Annotated in this window: 14 protein-coding genes; 11 read left to right on the forward strand and 3 right to left on the reverse strand. The window is 58.2% G+C overall.

Going from position 1 to position 14,335, the window contains the following annotated elements; translation table 11 throughout:
• Positions 1-237 precede the first annotated feature (237 nt).
• From AAAX59_RS04185 to AAAX59_RS04205, 5 genes are all read left to right on the forward strand, one after another.
• A complete protein-coding gene (locus tag AAAX59_RS04185; protein ID WP_349070763.1) occupies positions 238-1,023 on the forward strand; it encodes a serine hydrolase in 786 nt (261 codons plus the stop codon).
• A gap of 78 nt (positions 1,024-1,101) precedes the next feature.
• On the forward strand, positions 1,102-1,842 hold the full coding sequence (mtnN, locus tag AAAX59_RS04190) for a 5'-methylthioadenosine/S-adenosylhomocysteine nucleosidase (RefSeq protein WP_349070764.1): 741 nt from the start codon (positions 1,102-1,104) through the stop codon (positions 1,840-1,842).
• Positions 1,843-1,880: 38 nt separating this feature from the next.
• Positions 1,881-2,471 carry a ribosome biogenesis GTP-binding protein YihA/YsxC gene (gene yihA / locus AAAX59_RS04195; protein WP_006234871.1) on the forward strand — a complete coding sequence of 197 codons (591 nt, stop codon included), beginning with the start codon at positions 1,881-1,883 and terminating at the stop codon, positions 2,469-2,471.
• Positions 2,472-2,571: 100 nt separating this feature from the next.
• Positions 2,572-3,255 carry a DUF3990 domain-containing protein gene (locus tag AAAX59_RS04200; RefSeq protein WP_349070765.1) on the forward strand — a complete coding sequence of 228 codons (684 nt, stop codon included), beginning with the start codon at positions 2,572-2,574 and terminating at the stop codon, positions 3,253-3,255.
• Entirely contained in the window at positions 3,221-3,919 is a 699-nt protein-coding gene (locus AAAX59_RS04205) for a helix-turn-helix transcriptional regulator (RefSeq protein ID WP_349070768.1), read from the forward strand. Before AAAX59_RS04200 ends, AAAX59_RS04205 begins: the two co-directional genes overlap by 35 nt.
• A gap of 232 nt (positions 3,920-4,151) precedes the next feature.
• Here AAAX59_RS04205 and AAAX59_RS04210 read toward each other — a convergent pair whose 3' ends face one another.
• Positions 4,152-5,165 (reverse strand): hypothetical protein, encoded by a 1,014-nt coding sequence (locus AAAX59_RS04210; protein ID WP_349070770.1) that lies wholly within the window; start codon positions 5,163-5,165, stop codon positions 4,152-4,154.
• A gap of 102 nt (positions 5,166-5,267) precedes the next feature.
• Between AAAX59_RS04210 and AAAX59_RS04215 the strand changes: the two genes are divergently transcribed.
• Positions 5,268-5,531: a helix-turn-helix transcriptional regulator gene (locus AAAX59_RS04215; protein ID WP_231501614.1), complete on the forward strand. Its 264-nt coding sequence runs from the start codon at positions 5,268-5,270 to the stop codon at positions 5,529-5,531.
• Positions 5,532-5,734: 203 nt separating this feature from the next.
• On the opposite strand, the gene thrB is transcribed toward AAAX59_RS04215, so the two are convergent.
• Together thrB and thrC are read right to left on the reverse strand one after the other, a co-directional pair.
• Positions 5,735-6,616 carry a homoserine kinase gene (gene thrB, locus AAAX59_RS04220; RefSeq protein ID WP_006234874.1) on the reverse strand — a complete coding sequence of 294 codons (882 nt, stop codon included), beginning with the start codon at positions 6,614-6,616 and terminating at the stop codon, positions 5,735-5,737.
• A 202-nt stretch (positions 6,617-6,818) separates the two neighbouring features.
• Positions 6,819-8,336, reverse strand: coding sequence for a threonine synthase (gene thrC, locus AAAX59_RS04225; protein ID WP_349070772.1), 1,518 nt, complete (start codon positions 8,334-8,336; stop codon positions 6,819-6,821).
• A gap of 103 nt (positions 8,337-8,439) precedes the next feature.
• On the opposite strand from thrC, the gene AAAX59_RS04230 reads away from it, so the two are divergent.
• The 5 genes from AAAX59_RS04230 (at position 8,440) to AAAX59_RS04250 (ending at position 14,303) form a co-directional block, all read left to right on the forward strand.
• A complete protein-coding gene (locus AAAX59_RS04230; protein ID WP_349070775.1) occupies positions 8,440-9,828 on the forward strand; it encodes an aspartate kinase in 1,389 nt (462 codons plus the stop codon).
• A gap of 173 nt (positions 9,829-10,001) precedes the next feature.
• Complete coding sequence (locus tag AAAX59_RS04235) at positions 10,002-11,027, forward strand: aspartate-semialdehyde dehydrogenase (RefSeq protein WP_349070777.1); 1,026 nt, start codon at positions 10,002-10,004, stop codon at positions 11,025-11,027.
• Between the two features lie 403 nt (positions 11,028-11,430).
• A complete protein-coding gene (locus tag AAAX59_RS04240; protein ID WP_349070778.1) occupies positions 11,431-12,009 on the forward strand; it encodes a methylated-DNA--[protein]-cysteine S-methyltransferase in 579 nt (192 codons plus the stop codon).
• 228 nt (positions 12,010-12,237) lie between these two features.
• A complete protein-coding gene (locus AAAX59_RS04245; RefSeq protein ID WP_349070779.1) occupies positions 12,238-12,921 on the forward strand; it encodes a response regulator transcription factor in 684 nt (227 codons plus the stop codon).
• 29 nt (positions 12,922-12,950) lie between these two features.
• On the forward strand, positions 12,951-14,303 hold the full coding sequence (locus AAAX59_RS04250) for an ATP-binding protein (protein ID WP_349070782.1): 1,353 nt from the start codon (positions 12,951-12,953) through the stop codon (positions 14,301-14,303).
• Positions 14,304-14,335: the final 32 nt, after the last annotated feature.

Consider the following 14,335-nt stretch of genomic DNA (forward strand, 5'->3'; position numbering starts at 1 on the left):
CGCCATATTCTTCTTGAGGGTGATGACCAGATCCTCGGCGTTCATACCTGCTCCAATGCCGTGGTTGCTGGTTTCATTATACCACGGTGGCATCACCTATATGTCAATTCTGGTCTAACAGAGCCAAACAAAAAGGTCTCTGAATCTAAAGCCACCGCAAGCCAAACCCTGTCGACAGCGAGCTTCAAGACGAGGCTTTCGAAGGCGGACTTTAACGATATTCCATCAGGCGATACCGTGCAGACCTTCTCACTGGTTGATGACCAGATCCCCGCCCTGGAGGATGGGAGCCTCGCCGCGCTCCAAGATGCCCTTGATCGGGCCCAGGAATTGGGCGATGTGGGCGTGGTGTTTTACGATCTGTCGAGCGGCAAGGGCGTGACGTATAACGCGGACGCCGAGGTGTACGGTACGAGCAGTTATAAGGCACTCTATGCGTTGTATATCTGCGAATCCCTGGTCGAGACGGGCCAGGTCTCACTCGATGATTCCCTTGGCACCTATGGTGGCTACAACATGGGCTGGCAGACGGTGCGCGACCTGATCGAGGCCGCGGTCGTTAATTCGGACAACGATTCGTTTATTGCGTTACGCACGGCGTTTGACCGTGTCGATTACGAGGATTGGATTGCCGCACTCGGCGTCGAAGACGAGGTCGCGCTCGATCCAATGAGCGATTTCCCAACCTACTGCGCGCGTACCTCGGCCAAGTTGTGGCGCGAGATGAGCGAGTATCTGAGCTGTGGCAGTGAGACCTCTCAGTGGTTATCTGAACTGCTGTCATCAACATCGCGCTCATTTATCCGTGATGGCATTGCGGACGACCAAGCCTTGGTGCGCAATAAGGCAGGCTGGATTAGCGAGGATGGTTGCTATTCGACATGCGATGCGGGCCTCATCGATGTCGACGGCGACACCTACATTATGAGCATCATGACATCGATGCCGTGGAGCGACCGCTCGAGCGAGGCTACGGCTGCGATTGCAAAGGCTCTGTTTGATACGCGAGCTGCGCTGGCCTAGCGTGTTCGTTTGACGAGGTCAAACAAAATGCTGGTACCATACCGTGGTTGAGAATTTCGTATAGGTTTGGGGAATGGCATGGCTACCATCGCGATTATCGGTGCACTCGAAAAAGAGATCATTCAGATTAAGGAAGAGCTGAGCGACGTTTGCGAGGCACAGGAGGCAGGCTTGACCGTTGTGAGCGGTGAGTTCGACGGCCTGACGCTTGTCGCCACAACGGCGGGCATGGGCACGGTGAACGCCGCTGCTGCGACGCAGCACCTCATTAGCAAGTATGCTCCACAGGCCGTTGTGCTCTCGGGTATCGCGGGCGGTTTGAACCCCAAGCTCCATATCGATGACGTGGTCATCGGCAAACGCCTGCGCTATCTGGATACCGATACCGCGCTTATCGCCGAGTCTGCACCGGGGCTCGAGGAGTTTGGCTCGACGCCTGCGCTGGTCGATATTGCTGCCGATGTGCTTGCTGAGCATGGGTTTGTTGATGCTTCGACAAATGCAGCCGCTTCGAACAAGGGCGCCAAGCAGTTCCTGGTCGGTACGATTGCTACGGGTAACCGCTTTGTGACGGGCACCGCCATGCGCAACGACGCTATCGAGGCGACGCATGCCGATTGTGTCGGCATGGAGGGCGCGGCAATTGCCCATGTCGCAACTAAAAATGGTGTCGATTGCCTGGTGCTGCGCGCTATCAGCGATAATTGTGACGAGGCGTACGATGCGATTTGCGACCGCGAGTTCGACCTGTTCGAGTATGCCCGTACCGCGAGTGGCATTACGCTCGATATCGTTCGCCGTATCGCTGCTATTTATTAGCGCGCTCTTTTGTAAGAACCTACGACCAAGGAGTGTCCATGGCCGATTCCATTAACTACCAGCTTGCCAAGTTCGTTGCCAGCTATGGCAAGGTTTCGCAGATTCCCGAGTCCACCTGCCCCGAGGTGAGCTTCGTCGGCCGCTCCAACGTGGGCAAGTCGTCGATTATGAATAAGCTTTTTGGCCGCAAGAACCTCGTCAAGGTCTCGAGCACACCGGGCAAGACGAGCAACATCAACTTCTTCGAGGCCGACGACGTGCACTTCGTTGACCTGCCGGGCTATGGTTTCGCCCGTCGTTCCAAGGCCGAGCGTGACCGCTGGGCAGAACTTATCGGCGACTTCTTCGACTCGGAGCGCAGCTTTAACCTGGTCGTGTCGCTGGTGGATATTCGTCACGACCCGAGCAAGCTCGACCATGACATGATCGACTACCTGCAGGGCAACGAGTTCAACTTTATCGTCTGCCTCACCAAGGCCGACAAGCTCAGCCGCACCCAGCAGGCCCGCCAGGCAGCAGCCATCAAAAAGCAGCTCAACGTCCCGGCCGAAAACGTGATCATCACAAGCTCCCAGACCGGTACCGGCATCGACGAACTCAAAAAGCGCATCGCCGAGGCCTGCCTCTAGGGCATGCCGCACTGTCAAACAACTTTTGTCTATCTATATCACCCCAGTGATAGTTATTGGTAAACTATCACTGGGGTGATATTTTTGTTTGGAGGTCGATATGGAGCTTTGGCACGGGTCGGAGGTTGTTGTCGAGCATCCGTCGTTGGATAAATGCAGACAATTCAATGACTATGGGCGCGGGTTTTATTGCACGCCACATGAAGAAATGGCGATGGAATGGGCATGCCGGACCGAGTCGGATGGCATTGCAAATCGATATGAACTTGATTTAGATGGCCTTTCGGTCTTGGATTTAGAGTCTGGGGAGTTTTCAATCCTCAATTGGCTTGCGATTTTGGCCGACAACCGGGAGTTTAATGTCTCGACGCCGCTAGCACGCGACGGACTTCGATTTCTGCTTGATAACTGTTTGATTGATATTTCTTCTTACGACGTTATTCGGGGCTATCGTGCCGACGACTCGTATTTTTCTTTTGCAAGGCAGTTTGTTAATGGCATGATTTCGCTCCGACAACTTCAGCGCATTATGCGCCTGGGCGATCTAGGCATTCAATATGCTCTTATGAGTGAGCGCGCATTCTCGGCGATTAGATTCTGCGATTGGAAGCCGGCAACCGGCTCCGAATACTATCCCAAGCGTTTTAAGCGAGAGCAGAACGCGCGATGCAAGTACTTGGACACAGTAAATGGATTCGACGCTGAGGGCGTCTACATTAGGGATTTGATGGCAGGGAGGGTTGATTTAAATGATCCAAGAGTTAACGGATCGTGGGCCGAGTAGGACATATCCCGTCTATTACCTTGAGGACGCAATGAACAACCTCGGGGATTGCTTCGACTATGCCGTTAACGATTACGGAGCAGAAGGATCGGAAGTTGCTGAACTCTTTTGCCTGAGCGGCGTAGCTCGCGAGTTCGAACGCGGCAACGCATGGGTAGTGTCGGGAAAGTCGGGCGTTGAACTATTTGCGCTTATCGCCGAAAGGTCGGGCTATCAATCAAGGCCGATGCCAAATCGAACCTACCGATTCGAAAAGACACCGGAATATTGGACAGGCTGGATATTGGCATACCTTCAGTGGCGCCTAGGAGAGTCTTTCGAAGATTTGCTGCATGTCGTTCCATTCGATGTGCTACGCAGTCTGTACTACCCCTGGCACGAAGCCTCGGAGGAACGCGTGGCTCGCCTCGTCTGCGATATGGCGAAAAAAGCGTCCAGGCAAACCAAGCTTGCGTTAGCAAGAAAGAGGCTCAAGAAAACCCAACAAGATCTGGCATACGAATCGGATGTGTCACTCCGCTCAATCCAAATGTACGAACAGCGCCAGAGAAACATCAACGAAGCATCGGTAACAACCGTAAGGGATATGGCGAAAGTCCTGCACTGCAGCATCGAAGACATCTTAGAGCCAGTCTTTGAATACAAAGAAACTAGCGCAGCCTAAAAGAGATGCTGGCCGCTGATTGCTCAAGTTGCAGTTCGAGCAATTTGAGCAGCGAAGCCGGCTGCCTAGTGGGGGCATGTGGGCCTTCTAGGTATCAAAATCCGCCTACGTATTGAAATGCCCCGCCAAGCTAAAGTGCTCGGCGGGGCATATTTCGATTGACGATGCTAGCAGGGGTTGAACTTTAATATGCCGCGAGTAAGAGGCGTCTGCATTTAGCAATTAAAGTAAATTATTCAATTCGGGTGCTCAGCCAGTATTCTCCATTTGAAGGTAAGATTGCGTACGTAATTCCTTTTTTGACAGTTGGCGTACCTACGCAGGCAGCTCCAATCTCCTTAGCGTCGGAAAATGAGAGTGTTGGATCAATTGCTTGTATGGTTGCTAATGCTGTCGCCGCGGCATAATCTGAATTTTCGAAGTACATGACTATGTTTTTGAAGCAGTTTTCTGATCCAAGATAGCTGAATAGTAGTTGACTGCTCGAGTCCGAGAAAAAGCCTCCAATACCGGCAAGCGTAGAGCCATTTTTTATCTGAAGCTCGAGTCCCGTGCCGCTATCGTCTAACTCGTAACTCGCCTTCATACTGCTGCAATTGGGAATATCGGAGAATTCCTCGTTAAGTCGTTCAATAAAGCCTTCAGGTGAAATTGAAAACGATCCGTCGCCAAGAAAGGAAGTAATTTCCTTTTCGTTGCGAGTGTCAACGACCTCTCCGCATTTTTCGCATTCTCGTATTTCCTTTGAGGTGGCGTCTACGTAGTCAACTTCGGTAGTCCACGAGCCCGGTTGATGCCCAAGGGGTTTTCCATCGGTTTTACCGCAGCGTTGACAGGTCTTCGGAACCGTGCACGTTGCTTCTTCCCATTCATGTCCGAGCGGTTCCCCCTCGGTTTTTCCGCAACTTTTACAGGTACGAGGGCTTGTGCAACTCGCATTGGTCCAAAGCTTGTGGGTGCAAAACATTTGAGGAAACAGCATGGGTAAGCAGAAGATGACGGCAACTATCGCAGCAGTTGCGATAGCCGCTCGTTTATTACCACCAAGTTTGTTAATGGCACTCGTTAGAAGTGAATCGTCCTCTTCCTTTTTGCATGTGGCACCGTCTTCATTTGATGATCGATCGTCAGGGGAGGTGGTGTCGTCAGCACCATCAGAAACCTGCTTCCCTTCGATATTCGGCTTCTGTTCATCAGATGCACTGGGCGTTTGCTCACTATTGGGCTCTTTCATCTCGTCATCCATGCTTATCGAGTCCCCTCTCTCGTTTCAAATGTGCGATGCGAACAATTGCGATAAGTGAAACAGATACTCACATGAATATATCCTAGTTTGGGATATATCAAAATGGAATATAGCGTAAACGGTATGAACGTTGATGCTAATAGGACATGCGGAAAATGCCTCTCCCAGATTCGTCGGGAGCAAGGTATCACTCAGGTTGAACTCGCAAAGAAACTGAGGGTACCTCAGTCGTTCATCTCGAAAGTCGAAACCGGGGAACGCAGTCTTAGGGTTTATGAGCAGTTCGCCTATGCAGAGGCACTTGGAATTACCGTCGGAGTTCTCGTGCAAAGACTTGAGGCGGTTCTGAGCAGCGGAGATAAATAGATTGCGCCGCGAATCGGGCGATAATTAAATCAGCGAATGCGATTATCCTGTCGAGGCTGCGCAGGTCCCCTTGGGGCTTCCCCTGAAAACAATCCGCAGATCGAATTGCCCCGTCGCGCGAAGCGCACGACGGGGCAATTCATGATCGAGGACGTTTTCAGGGGAAGCCCCAAGGGGACCGGTGAGAGCAATGAGGCAGGGCGCTACAGGTACTCGATTTGAGCGCCCTCGGTGTCGCACGTCAGAATATGCGTATCGCACTTGGGGAACTGCTCGCGCAGCTTGACCTGTAGGAACTTTGCCACGATGGTGTCGTCAGTCACGGCCATGAGGGTCGAGCCGGAGCCACTGATCCAGATGGTCTTGGCGCCGCCGTTAAGGCAGGTGTCGCGCACGGCGTTGTAATCGGGAATCAGGCGGCGGCGATAGGGCTCCTGGATGCGGTCGTCGTTGGCGGCGGCAATCAGGTCAAGGTCGCCGGTCTCCAGGCCGCGCGTCATGCCGGCGATGCGGCCCATCTGCCATACGGCGGTGGAAAGCGGAATCTCCTGCGGCACGACCTTGCGCGCCTCACTCGTGTGTACCTCGTAGGGCGGAATCACGGTAATAAAACGCAGGCGATCGCTCACTTCGTAGCGCAGGCACTGGGGGAGCGAATCGGTCGGTGTAAAAGAGCAGACTGCGCCGCCCAGGATGGCGGGGGCGACGTTGTCGGGATGTCCCTCGACCTCGGTGGCGATGCGGACGAGCTCGGCGCGGTCGACGGTGTGGCCCGTCAGCGCGGCGGCGGCCATAATGCCAGCGACAACGCAGGTGGAGCTGGAACCCAGGCCACGAGCGACGGGAACGTCAGTCTGAATGTCGATGGCGACGGGGAAGGCCGGCTCGCCCCATGCGGCCAGCGCATCCACAAAGCTTACGTAGACTAGGTTGTTCTCGTTTTGGAACTCCTCGGGGCAGCCCGTGATGGTGAGCTTGTCGGCGCGCTCAAAGGTGAAGTGCGAGTAGAGGCTGACGGCCATGCCGAGGGTGTCGTAGCCAATGCCCAAGTTGGCGCTTGTTGCTGGGACGGTGATCTTGATCATGGGAATCTCCTGGGCGGTCTGCCTGTTTAGTTCGCTGCTCGGGCAGTCCTGGCTCGCTCGGAAAGCACATTAAGTGCTTTCCGGCTCGTGCGGAACTCGCGACGAACTAAACAGGCAGACCCGCATGTCAGCTCGTCATCATCCCGGTGGGTTTCTGATAAAAGAAGGTGCGCCGGCTTTCGCCGGCGCCTTATAAGGGGTTTTAGTTGGTAGCCATCTTTTTTGCTGCGGACTCGACGTAGCTTGCCATCTCATCGACGTCGCAGACGTCTTCGAAGCGGATGGGTTTGGATTCGAGTTCGGCGAGCTGGGTCGGGGCGACCGTGTTGGTTGCCTGCTCGAGCACGCGCATGGCCTCAAAGTCGTCCTCGGGAACGTTGAGTCCCAGGGCGTCGCAGCAGGCGCGCGGGAACTTGTAGGGGCTGGCGGTCGAAAGCAGCACGCGGGCCTTGGCGCCCTCGGCGGGAGCGACCTGCTCAAAGACGTGATAGCCGCAAGCGGTGTGCGGGTCAATCACGTAGCCGTTCGCATCCCAGCAGCTCTTGATGGCAGTGCGGACCTCGTCCTCGCTGGCCCAGCCGCAGCCAAACACGCTCTGGATCTTGGCCAGCAGCTCGGCGGGCACCTCGTAACGGCCGGTCTGGGCAAGCTGCTCCATAAGGCCGGCAACAAGCTCGCAGTCGCCATCGGACAGGAAGTACAGCATGCGCTCCAGGTTGGAGCTGATAAGGATGTCCATCGACGGCGAGATGGTCGTGAAGAACGGGCGGTTACGGTCGTAAACGCCGGTGGTCAGGAAGTCGGCCAGCACGTTGTTCTTGTCGCTCGCCACGACGAGCTTGGCGACGGGCAGACCCATGCGCTTGGCGTAGTAGCCGGCCAAGATATCGCCGAAGTTGCCGGTGGGCACGCAGAACTCTACGGCGTCGCCAGCCTCGATGGCGCCGGCGCGCAGCAGTTGCGCATAGGCGGCAAAGTAGTAGACGACCTGCGGTACCAGACGGCCGACATTGATGGAGTTGGCGCTCGAAAGCACGGTGCCAGCGGCCTCCAGGCGCTCGGCAAGCTCCTTATCGGCAAAGATGCGCTTGACGGCGCTCTGGGCGTCGTCAAAGTTGCCGCGGATGCCGCAGACAGCGACGTTGTCGCCCTCCTGCGTGGACATCTGCAGGTTCTGAACGCGGCTGACCTTGCCCTCGGGATAAAAGACAGTGATGCCCGTGCCCGGAGCGTCGGCAAAGCCGGCAAGTGCTGCCTTGCCCGTGTCGCCCGACGTGGCGGTGACGATCATGATGCGCTCGGCGCTGCCGTCCTTGGCAGAGGTGCGGGCCATCAGGCGGGGGAGCATCTGCAGGGCGACGTCCTTAAAGGCGCTTGTGGGGCCGCCAAAGAGTTCCATCACATAGGTCTGAGGGGCATCGGCGCCCGGTGCGGCGTCGAGTTTGACGAGCGGCGTGACCTCTTCGCTCGCAAACGTGCTGCGGTAAGCCTCGTCGACACACGCCGAAATTTCTTCGGCCGTGTAATCATTCAGTAACATTCCCAACACATCTTGAGCGATTTCAAAGTACGATTTATCTGCAAGCGAGCTGATATCGAGTTGCTGGGTGCCCAGCTCGTCCGAGACAAACAAACCCCCGTCGGGAGCGATGCCGGTACGGATTGCCACCTTACTTGAGCACGATAAAGTGCGTCCTCGTGTACTATGATAAGTTCCCATATAACACTGCTCCTCGGATGCCTTGGTCCCAATCGGTGAAACCATGGTATCAGAGCGCGCAAAACAGGTTTGCAGAGGCTTTTAGAAAGGTAACCTCAAGCCCATGATTAAGATTGCCAAGTTTGGCGGCTCGTCGGTCGCCGACGCCGAACACTTTAAGAAGATCAAGGCCATTGTCGATGCCGACCCGGCCCGCCGTTTTGTGGTGGTTTCCGCCTGCGGCCGCCGCTTTAAGGGCGACACCAAGGTGACCGACCTGCTCTACCTGGTTAACGCGCACGTCAAGTACCACGTGTCGTGCGAGGAACTGCTCGAGGACATTGGCCAGCGCTATTTTGATATCGCTGACGAGCTGGAACTCACCTATCCCATCCGTGAGGAGTTCGCGGCCTTTGCCGAGCGCGCCCGCTCGGGCGGCTACTCTACCGAGGAGCTCGTGAGCCGTGGCGAGTACTTCACCGCTCGCCTGATGGCGGAGTACCTGGGCCTGCCGTTCCTGGACGCCGCGACGGTTGTGGCGTTCCATCATGACGGTACGCTCAGCATGAACCGTACCTCCGAGCTGGTGCAGGAGTACGGTCAGCAGGGCGGCTTTGTTATGCCCGGTTTCTACGGCGCGACACGTGAGGGCCAGATCAAGCTGCTCGATCGTGGCGGCGGCGATATCTCGGGCTCGATTTTGGCTAAGTGCCTGGGCGCCGACCTTTACGAGAACTGGACCGACGTCTCGGGCTTCTATTCTGCCGATCCGCGCATTGTGCCCGAGGCCCAGCCCATCGCCCGCGTTACCTACGAGGAGCTGCGCGAGCTTTCGTACATGGGCGCGAGCGTCCTGCACGAGGAGGCCGTGTTCCCCGTGCGCGAGGCCGGTATTCCGCTGGTCATCAAGAACACCAACGCGCCGCAGGACCCCGGCACCATCATTAGCGAGACGGCCGACGAGGGCGAGGCCGAGCCCATCATTACCGGCGTGACCGGCAAGCGCGGCTTTGTCGCCATTAACGTGGCCCGCGACCGTACCAAGCCCCGCGTCGGCTTTATGCGTCGCGCGCTTTCGGTGTTCGAGCGCTATGACGTCTCCGTCGAGCACATGCCCACCGGTGTCGACCGCTTTGGCGCCGTGGTGCAGGAAGAGGATGTGCACGATTCGCTGTACTCGCTCGTGGGCGACATCCAAAAGGAAGTCGAGCCGCTCGAGATCGAGGTCGTCGAGGGTCTGGCGCTCATCGCCACCGTCGGCCGCAACCTGCGTGGCCGCGCCGGCATCTCTGGTCACCTGTTTGGCATGCTCGGTCAGGCCGGCGTGAGCGTGCGTATGATTTCGCAGAGCTGCGACGAGATCAACATCATCATCGGCGTGGAGGAGAAGGACTTCGATCTGGCGATTCGGACCATTTACCGCGCCTTCTCCGACGAGAACGGCATTGTGAAGGTCTCCGACCTGGAGGCTCCCGTGCCGGTCGATCCCGCTCCGGCCGCGCTCCACAAGTAGCTGCTATCCCAGTAGATTTTTGGGACTTGCCTCAAAAACTACGGCGGGGCGTTTCGTTTCGGTTTCGTTTCGACGGGGCGGGTTTCGTGCCCGCCCTGTTCTTGTATACACTGGCAACAATAATCGGCCTGCTCGGCGTGCGGGCAAAAGCCACAGCCTTTAAAGGGGGAAGCATGAAACAGTACACGGTTGCTATTTTGGGCGCGACGGGAGCCGTGGGCACCCAGATGCTCGAGTGCCTCAACGAGCAGGAGTTTCCGGTCGGCAAGCTCAAGCTGCTAGCGAGCGCGCGCTCTGCGGGCAAGACCGTCGAGTTCCGCGGCGAGCAGGTTGTGATTGAGGAGGCTTGCCCCGAGGCCTTTGAGGGCTGCGACATCGTGCTCGGCGCCGCCGGCGACGATATTGCGAAGGAGCTACTGCCCGAGGCCGTCAAGCGCGGCGCCGTCGTGGTCGACAACAGCCACGCCTTCCGCATGGATCCCGAGGTGCCGCTGGTCGTGCCCGAGATCAATGCCGACGACATCAAGTGGCATCACGGCCTTATCGCCAATCCCAACTGCGCGACCATCATCGGCCTGGTTCCCACGTGGCCGCTGCACCAGCTTGCTGGCGTGAAGCGTATGATCGTGTCCACGTATCAGGCAGCTTCGGGCGCTGGCGCTCCCGGTATGGCCGAGCTCGAGGCTCAGCTTGCCGCCCTGGGCCGTGGCGAGGAGATTCCCGAGCCGCGCGCGTTTGCCGCCCAGCTGGCGAGCAACCTGATTCCGCAGATCGGCGGTGTCAAGGAGGAAGGCTTTACCTCCGAGGAGATGAAGCTGCAAAACGAGGGCCGCAAGATCATGCATCTGCCCGAGCTGCGCGTGAACTGCACCTGCGTGCGCGTGCCCGTGCTGCGTTCGCACTCCGAGAGCATTACGCTCGAGTTTGAGCGCGACATTACGGTTGAGGAGGCCCGTGCTGCGCTGGCTGCTGCTCCGGGCGTGAAGCTGGTTGACGATATGAGCGCCGAGGATGCGCACGATCGCTTCCCCATGCCGATGGATACGTCCGACCAGGACCTGATTTGGGTCGGCCGCGTGCGTCGCGACATCTCGAACCCCGAGGCCGTGCGCGGTATCACCTTCTGGTGCTGCGGCGACCAAATCCGTAAGGGCGCGGCAACCAACGCCGTCCAGATCGCTAAGCTGCTCTGCGAGTAGTGTGACCTATCCGGCGGGGGCCGGGCTTGGTTTTCAGAACGTCCTCGACCATGTGTGGCGCCTTGTCCTGCTCCTTCGGAGCCGCGGACAAGGCGCCACACTGGTCTGCGGAGTGTTCTGAAAACCAAGCCCGGCCCCCGCCTGCGGTGACTCGGCTGCGAGCGGCCTGCGATGGGGTCGTTGTTGGTTGGGGCCGCTGGGCTGATGTGGGGGGCACGTGGCCGTTGCAGGCCCTGGTCCCGGCGGCGGCCCCGGCGCTTCGCGCCTGCCGCCTTGGGGGACTTTGGGACGCGGCCGGCAGCTGTGGCGCGTTGCGCCTGCTGCCTGCGGGGACTTTGGGGTCGATTGGGGTTGTCTGCACAATTCGCGGTATTATGTTGCGGAGTTTTGAAAGGAGCCGCTGGTGGTCACGACGACATTTGCCTCGCCTTTGGGCGAAATCTTGCTTGCCGCTGATGGCCGCGGTCTGACGGGGCTTTGGTTTGAGGGGCAGGAGCACTTTGGTTCCACGCTTCTCCGGGAAGACTCCGAACATGTTGAAGGCGCCGACGCGGTTTCCGGTACCGGTGGCATGTCGTCGGTGAGTCCGGCAAATGGTGTGGCCTCTTCGGTGCTTGAGCGTTCATGGGCTTGGCTGAATGCTTATTTTGCGGGGCAGGAGCCTCGGTTTACGCCGCCGTTGCATTTGATTGGCACGGCGTTTCAGCGCGAGGTTTGGTTTGAGCTGCTTTCTATCCCGCGTGGCGAGGTCGCTACGTATGGCGAGATCGCCCAGCGTGTTGCGGCTCGACATCATGTGCCGGGAAACGAGGCACCCGTTGTATCTCCTCGCGCGGTGGGGGCTGCGGTTGCGCGTAACCCCATTTCGATTATCGTGCCATGCCATCGCGTAGTTGCCGCCGATGGTTCGCTCAACGGATATGCCGGCGGGCTCGATCGCAAGGAGTGGCTGCTTCGGCTTGAGGGCGCGTACGAGGAGTAACGCTCGAGCACTTTGCATAACTAGGGCGCCGTGAAAGGACGAGTCACTGTCCCTTCGCGCCCGGCATGCGTCAAAGCGCTCGACACGTGCGCCTTAAGTTTGGCTAAGCCACATCCTGCGTATTTAAAAACGCGCAGGCTGAGCAGCTAAGGCTGCGCTAAGGCGGTTGACGGTACGCTATCATCGGCAGTATCGAAACCTGTGGAGCCATGCGCCAATGGAGCAACTATGAAGCTGATGCTTGCCGAGGACGAACCTGGTCTCTCCCGCGCCCTCACCGCGATTCTTCAACATAGCGACTACGAGGTCGACACCGCGCTCGACGGTCTGACGGCGCTCGAGTATCTGCTTGCCAACGACTATGACGCCGCAATTTTGGACATCATGATGCCCGGCATGGACGGCATCGAGGTGCTCAAGCGCACGCGTGAGGCCGGCAAACGTCTGCCCATCATCATGCTTACGGCAAAAAGCGAGGTGTCCGATAAGGTCGAGGGCTTGGACGCCGGCGCCAACGATTACCTGACTAAGCCGTTTGCCGCCAAGGAGCTGCTTGCGCGCATTCGCGCCATGACGCGCGCCGCGACGGCAATTGACGCCACGACGCTCAGCGTGGGCAACGTACGCCTCGACACGGCATCGTGCACGCTTGTGGGGCCCTTGGGCGAGGAGCATCTGGCCAATCGCGAGTTTCAGCTCATGGAACTCTTTATGCGCAACGCCGGCACGCGTATACCCACCGAGCGTCTGATGCTCGAGGTTTGGGGAGAAGACGCGCCCGAAGGTGCCAACGTGGTGTGGGTCTACATCTCATACCTGCGCAAAAAACTGACGGCGCTGGGTGCTGACGTGGCCATTCGCGCATCGCGCAACCAGGGATATTCGCTTGAGGTTGTCGAGGAAGGCGAGTAGGAGTGGGCGTACGCGCGTGGTGCAAGCGCATGGCGGCGAAGCTCGGCATGGGTGTGGGCTCGGGTAATCCGGGGCGCGCCGATGCTGCCAGTGCAATGGGCCGTCGCCTGCGTCGTAAGTTCATCCTCGTTGCCATGGGCGCTGTGACCGTGGTGCTCACGCTCATCATCGCTGGCATCAACATTGTCAATTATTCGCATGTTTGCAAGATGGCCGATGCACGACTGGACTATATCCTGGCAGGCAAGGATGGCATTGATGGGGAGGACGAGCCTAAGACCGGTCCCGGTCAGGATGCGGTTGCCGGCAAGGTTGCTACCGGTAACCGGGCGGCCGTTCGCGATGTGCATTTTGAAGGCATGACGGCGGAGTCTCCCTTCGACACGCGCTACTTTACGGTGTCGATTGCCGGCGGGCAGGTGACCGATGTCAACACGGCCCGCATTGCCGCGGTAGGTGCCAAGCGCGCCGCCCGCATCGCTGCAGGACTATATTCCAAGGGTTGGACTTCGGGCTTTTCTGGCAACTACCGTTATACGGCTACGGTTCAGGGCGACAAGACAACCTATGTGTTCGTGGACTGTTCGCGCGAGCTTGCAAGTTTCCATTCGTTTTTGAGCGCGAGTGTGGCAATCAGCTGCATTGGCTGGCTGGCGGTGCTGGCAATTGTAACGGTCGCCTCGGGTGCGGTGATTCGGCCGATGGTCGAGAGTTATAGCAAACAGAAGCGCTTCATTACCGATGCAAGCCACGAGATCAAAACGCCGCTGGCCGTGATTGACGCCGCCAACGAGGTCCAAGAGATCGAGAGCGGCGAGAGCGAGTGGACGCAGAGCATTCACGAGCAGGTCGCGCGGCTGACGGCGCTCACGGAGCGTCTGGTGTTCCTGGCGCGTATGGACGAGGGCTCGGCCGGCTTTACTATGGCGACGATTGATCTTTCGGAGGCCGTGGACACGGCTGCGACGCCATTTGAATCGGTGGCGGTTTCGCGCGGAAAGCGGCTGTCGACGTCGATCGCGAGCGGTGTGCGGGCCCATGCCGATGCCGCGGCAGTGGCGCAGGTTGTTGAGCTGCTGCTGGACAACGCCACACGCTACGCAAGCGAGGACAGCGTGATCGAGCTGAGCCTGCGCGCCGTTTCGCGCGGTGCGGGCAAAGGCTCGGCAGAGCTTGTCGTATCGAACGCTGTAGACGAGCTGCCCGAAGGCGACCTGGACCGATTGTTCGACCGTTTCTATCGTGCGGACGTGTCGCGCAGCTCCAAGACAGGCGGCTCGGGCGTGGGACTGTCCGTCGTGCGCGCCATCGCCGAAGCACATGGCGGGAGCGCTTCTGTCTGCGGCAGCGGCAACCAAATCACCTTCACCGTCCGCCTCTAAAACCTGCCAAAATGAACCTGTCCCTTTTTGGT

Source organism: Collinsella sp. CLA-ER-H2 (assembly GCF_040092405.1).
GTDB lineage: Bacteria > Actinomycetota > Coriobacteriia > Coriobacteriales > Coriobacteriaceae > Collinsella.

Excerpts from the sequence above, each read along its gene's own strand:
- mtnN (WP_349070764.1), top strand. The coding sequence starts at position 1,102 with ATGGCTACCATCGCGATTATCGGTGCACTCGAAAAAGAGATCATTCAG.
- yihA (WP_006234871.1), top strand. The coding sequence starts at position 1,881 with ATGGCCGATTCCATTAACTACCAGCTTGCCAAGTTCGTTGCCAGCTAT.
- AAAX59_RS04200 (WP_349070765.1), top strand. The coding sequence starts at position 2,572 with ATGGAGCTTTGGCACGGGTCGGAGGTTGTTGTCGAGCATCCGTCGTTG.
- AAAX59_RS04205 (WP_349070768.1), top strand. The coding sequence starts at position 3,221 with ATGATCCAAGAGTTAACGGATCGTGGGCCGAGTAGGACATATCCCGTC.
- AAAX59_RS04210 (WP_349070770.1), bottom strand. The coding sequence starts at position 5,165 with ATGGATGACGAGATGAAAGAGCCCAATAGTGAGCAAACGCCCAGTGCA.
- AAAX59_RS04215 (WP_231501614.1), top strand. The coding sequence starts at position 5,268 with ATGGAATATAGCGTAAACGGTATGAACGTTGATGCTAATAGGACATGC.
- thrB (WP_006234874.1), bottom strand. The coding sequence starts at position 6,616 with ATGATCAAGATCACCGTCCCAGCAACAAGCGCCAACTTGGGCATTGGC.
- thrC (WP_349070772.1), bottom strand. The coding sequence starts at position 8,336 with ATGGGAACTTATCATAGTACACGAGGACGCACTTTATCGTGCTCAAGT.
- AAAX59_RS04230 (WP_349070775.1), top strand. The coding sequence starts at position 8,440 with ATGATTAAGATTGCCAAGTTTGGCGGCTCGTCGGTCGCCGACGCCGAA.
- AAAX59_RS04235 (WP_349070777.1), top strand. The coding sequence starts at position 10,002 with ATGAAACAGTACACGGTTGCTATTTTGGGCGCGACGGGAGCCGTGGGC.
- AAAX59_RS04245 (WP_349070779.1), top strand. The coding sequence starts at position 12,238 with ATGAAGCTGATGCTTGCCGAGGACGAACCTGGTCTCTCCCGCGCCCTC.
- AAAX59_RS04250 (WP_349070782.1), top strand. The coding sequence starts at position 12,951 with ATGGCGGCGAAGCTCGGCATGGGTGTGGGCTCGGGTAATCCGGGGCGC.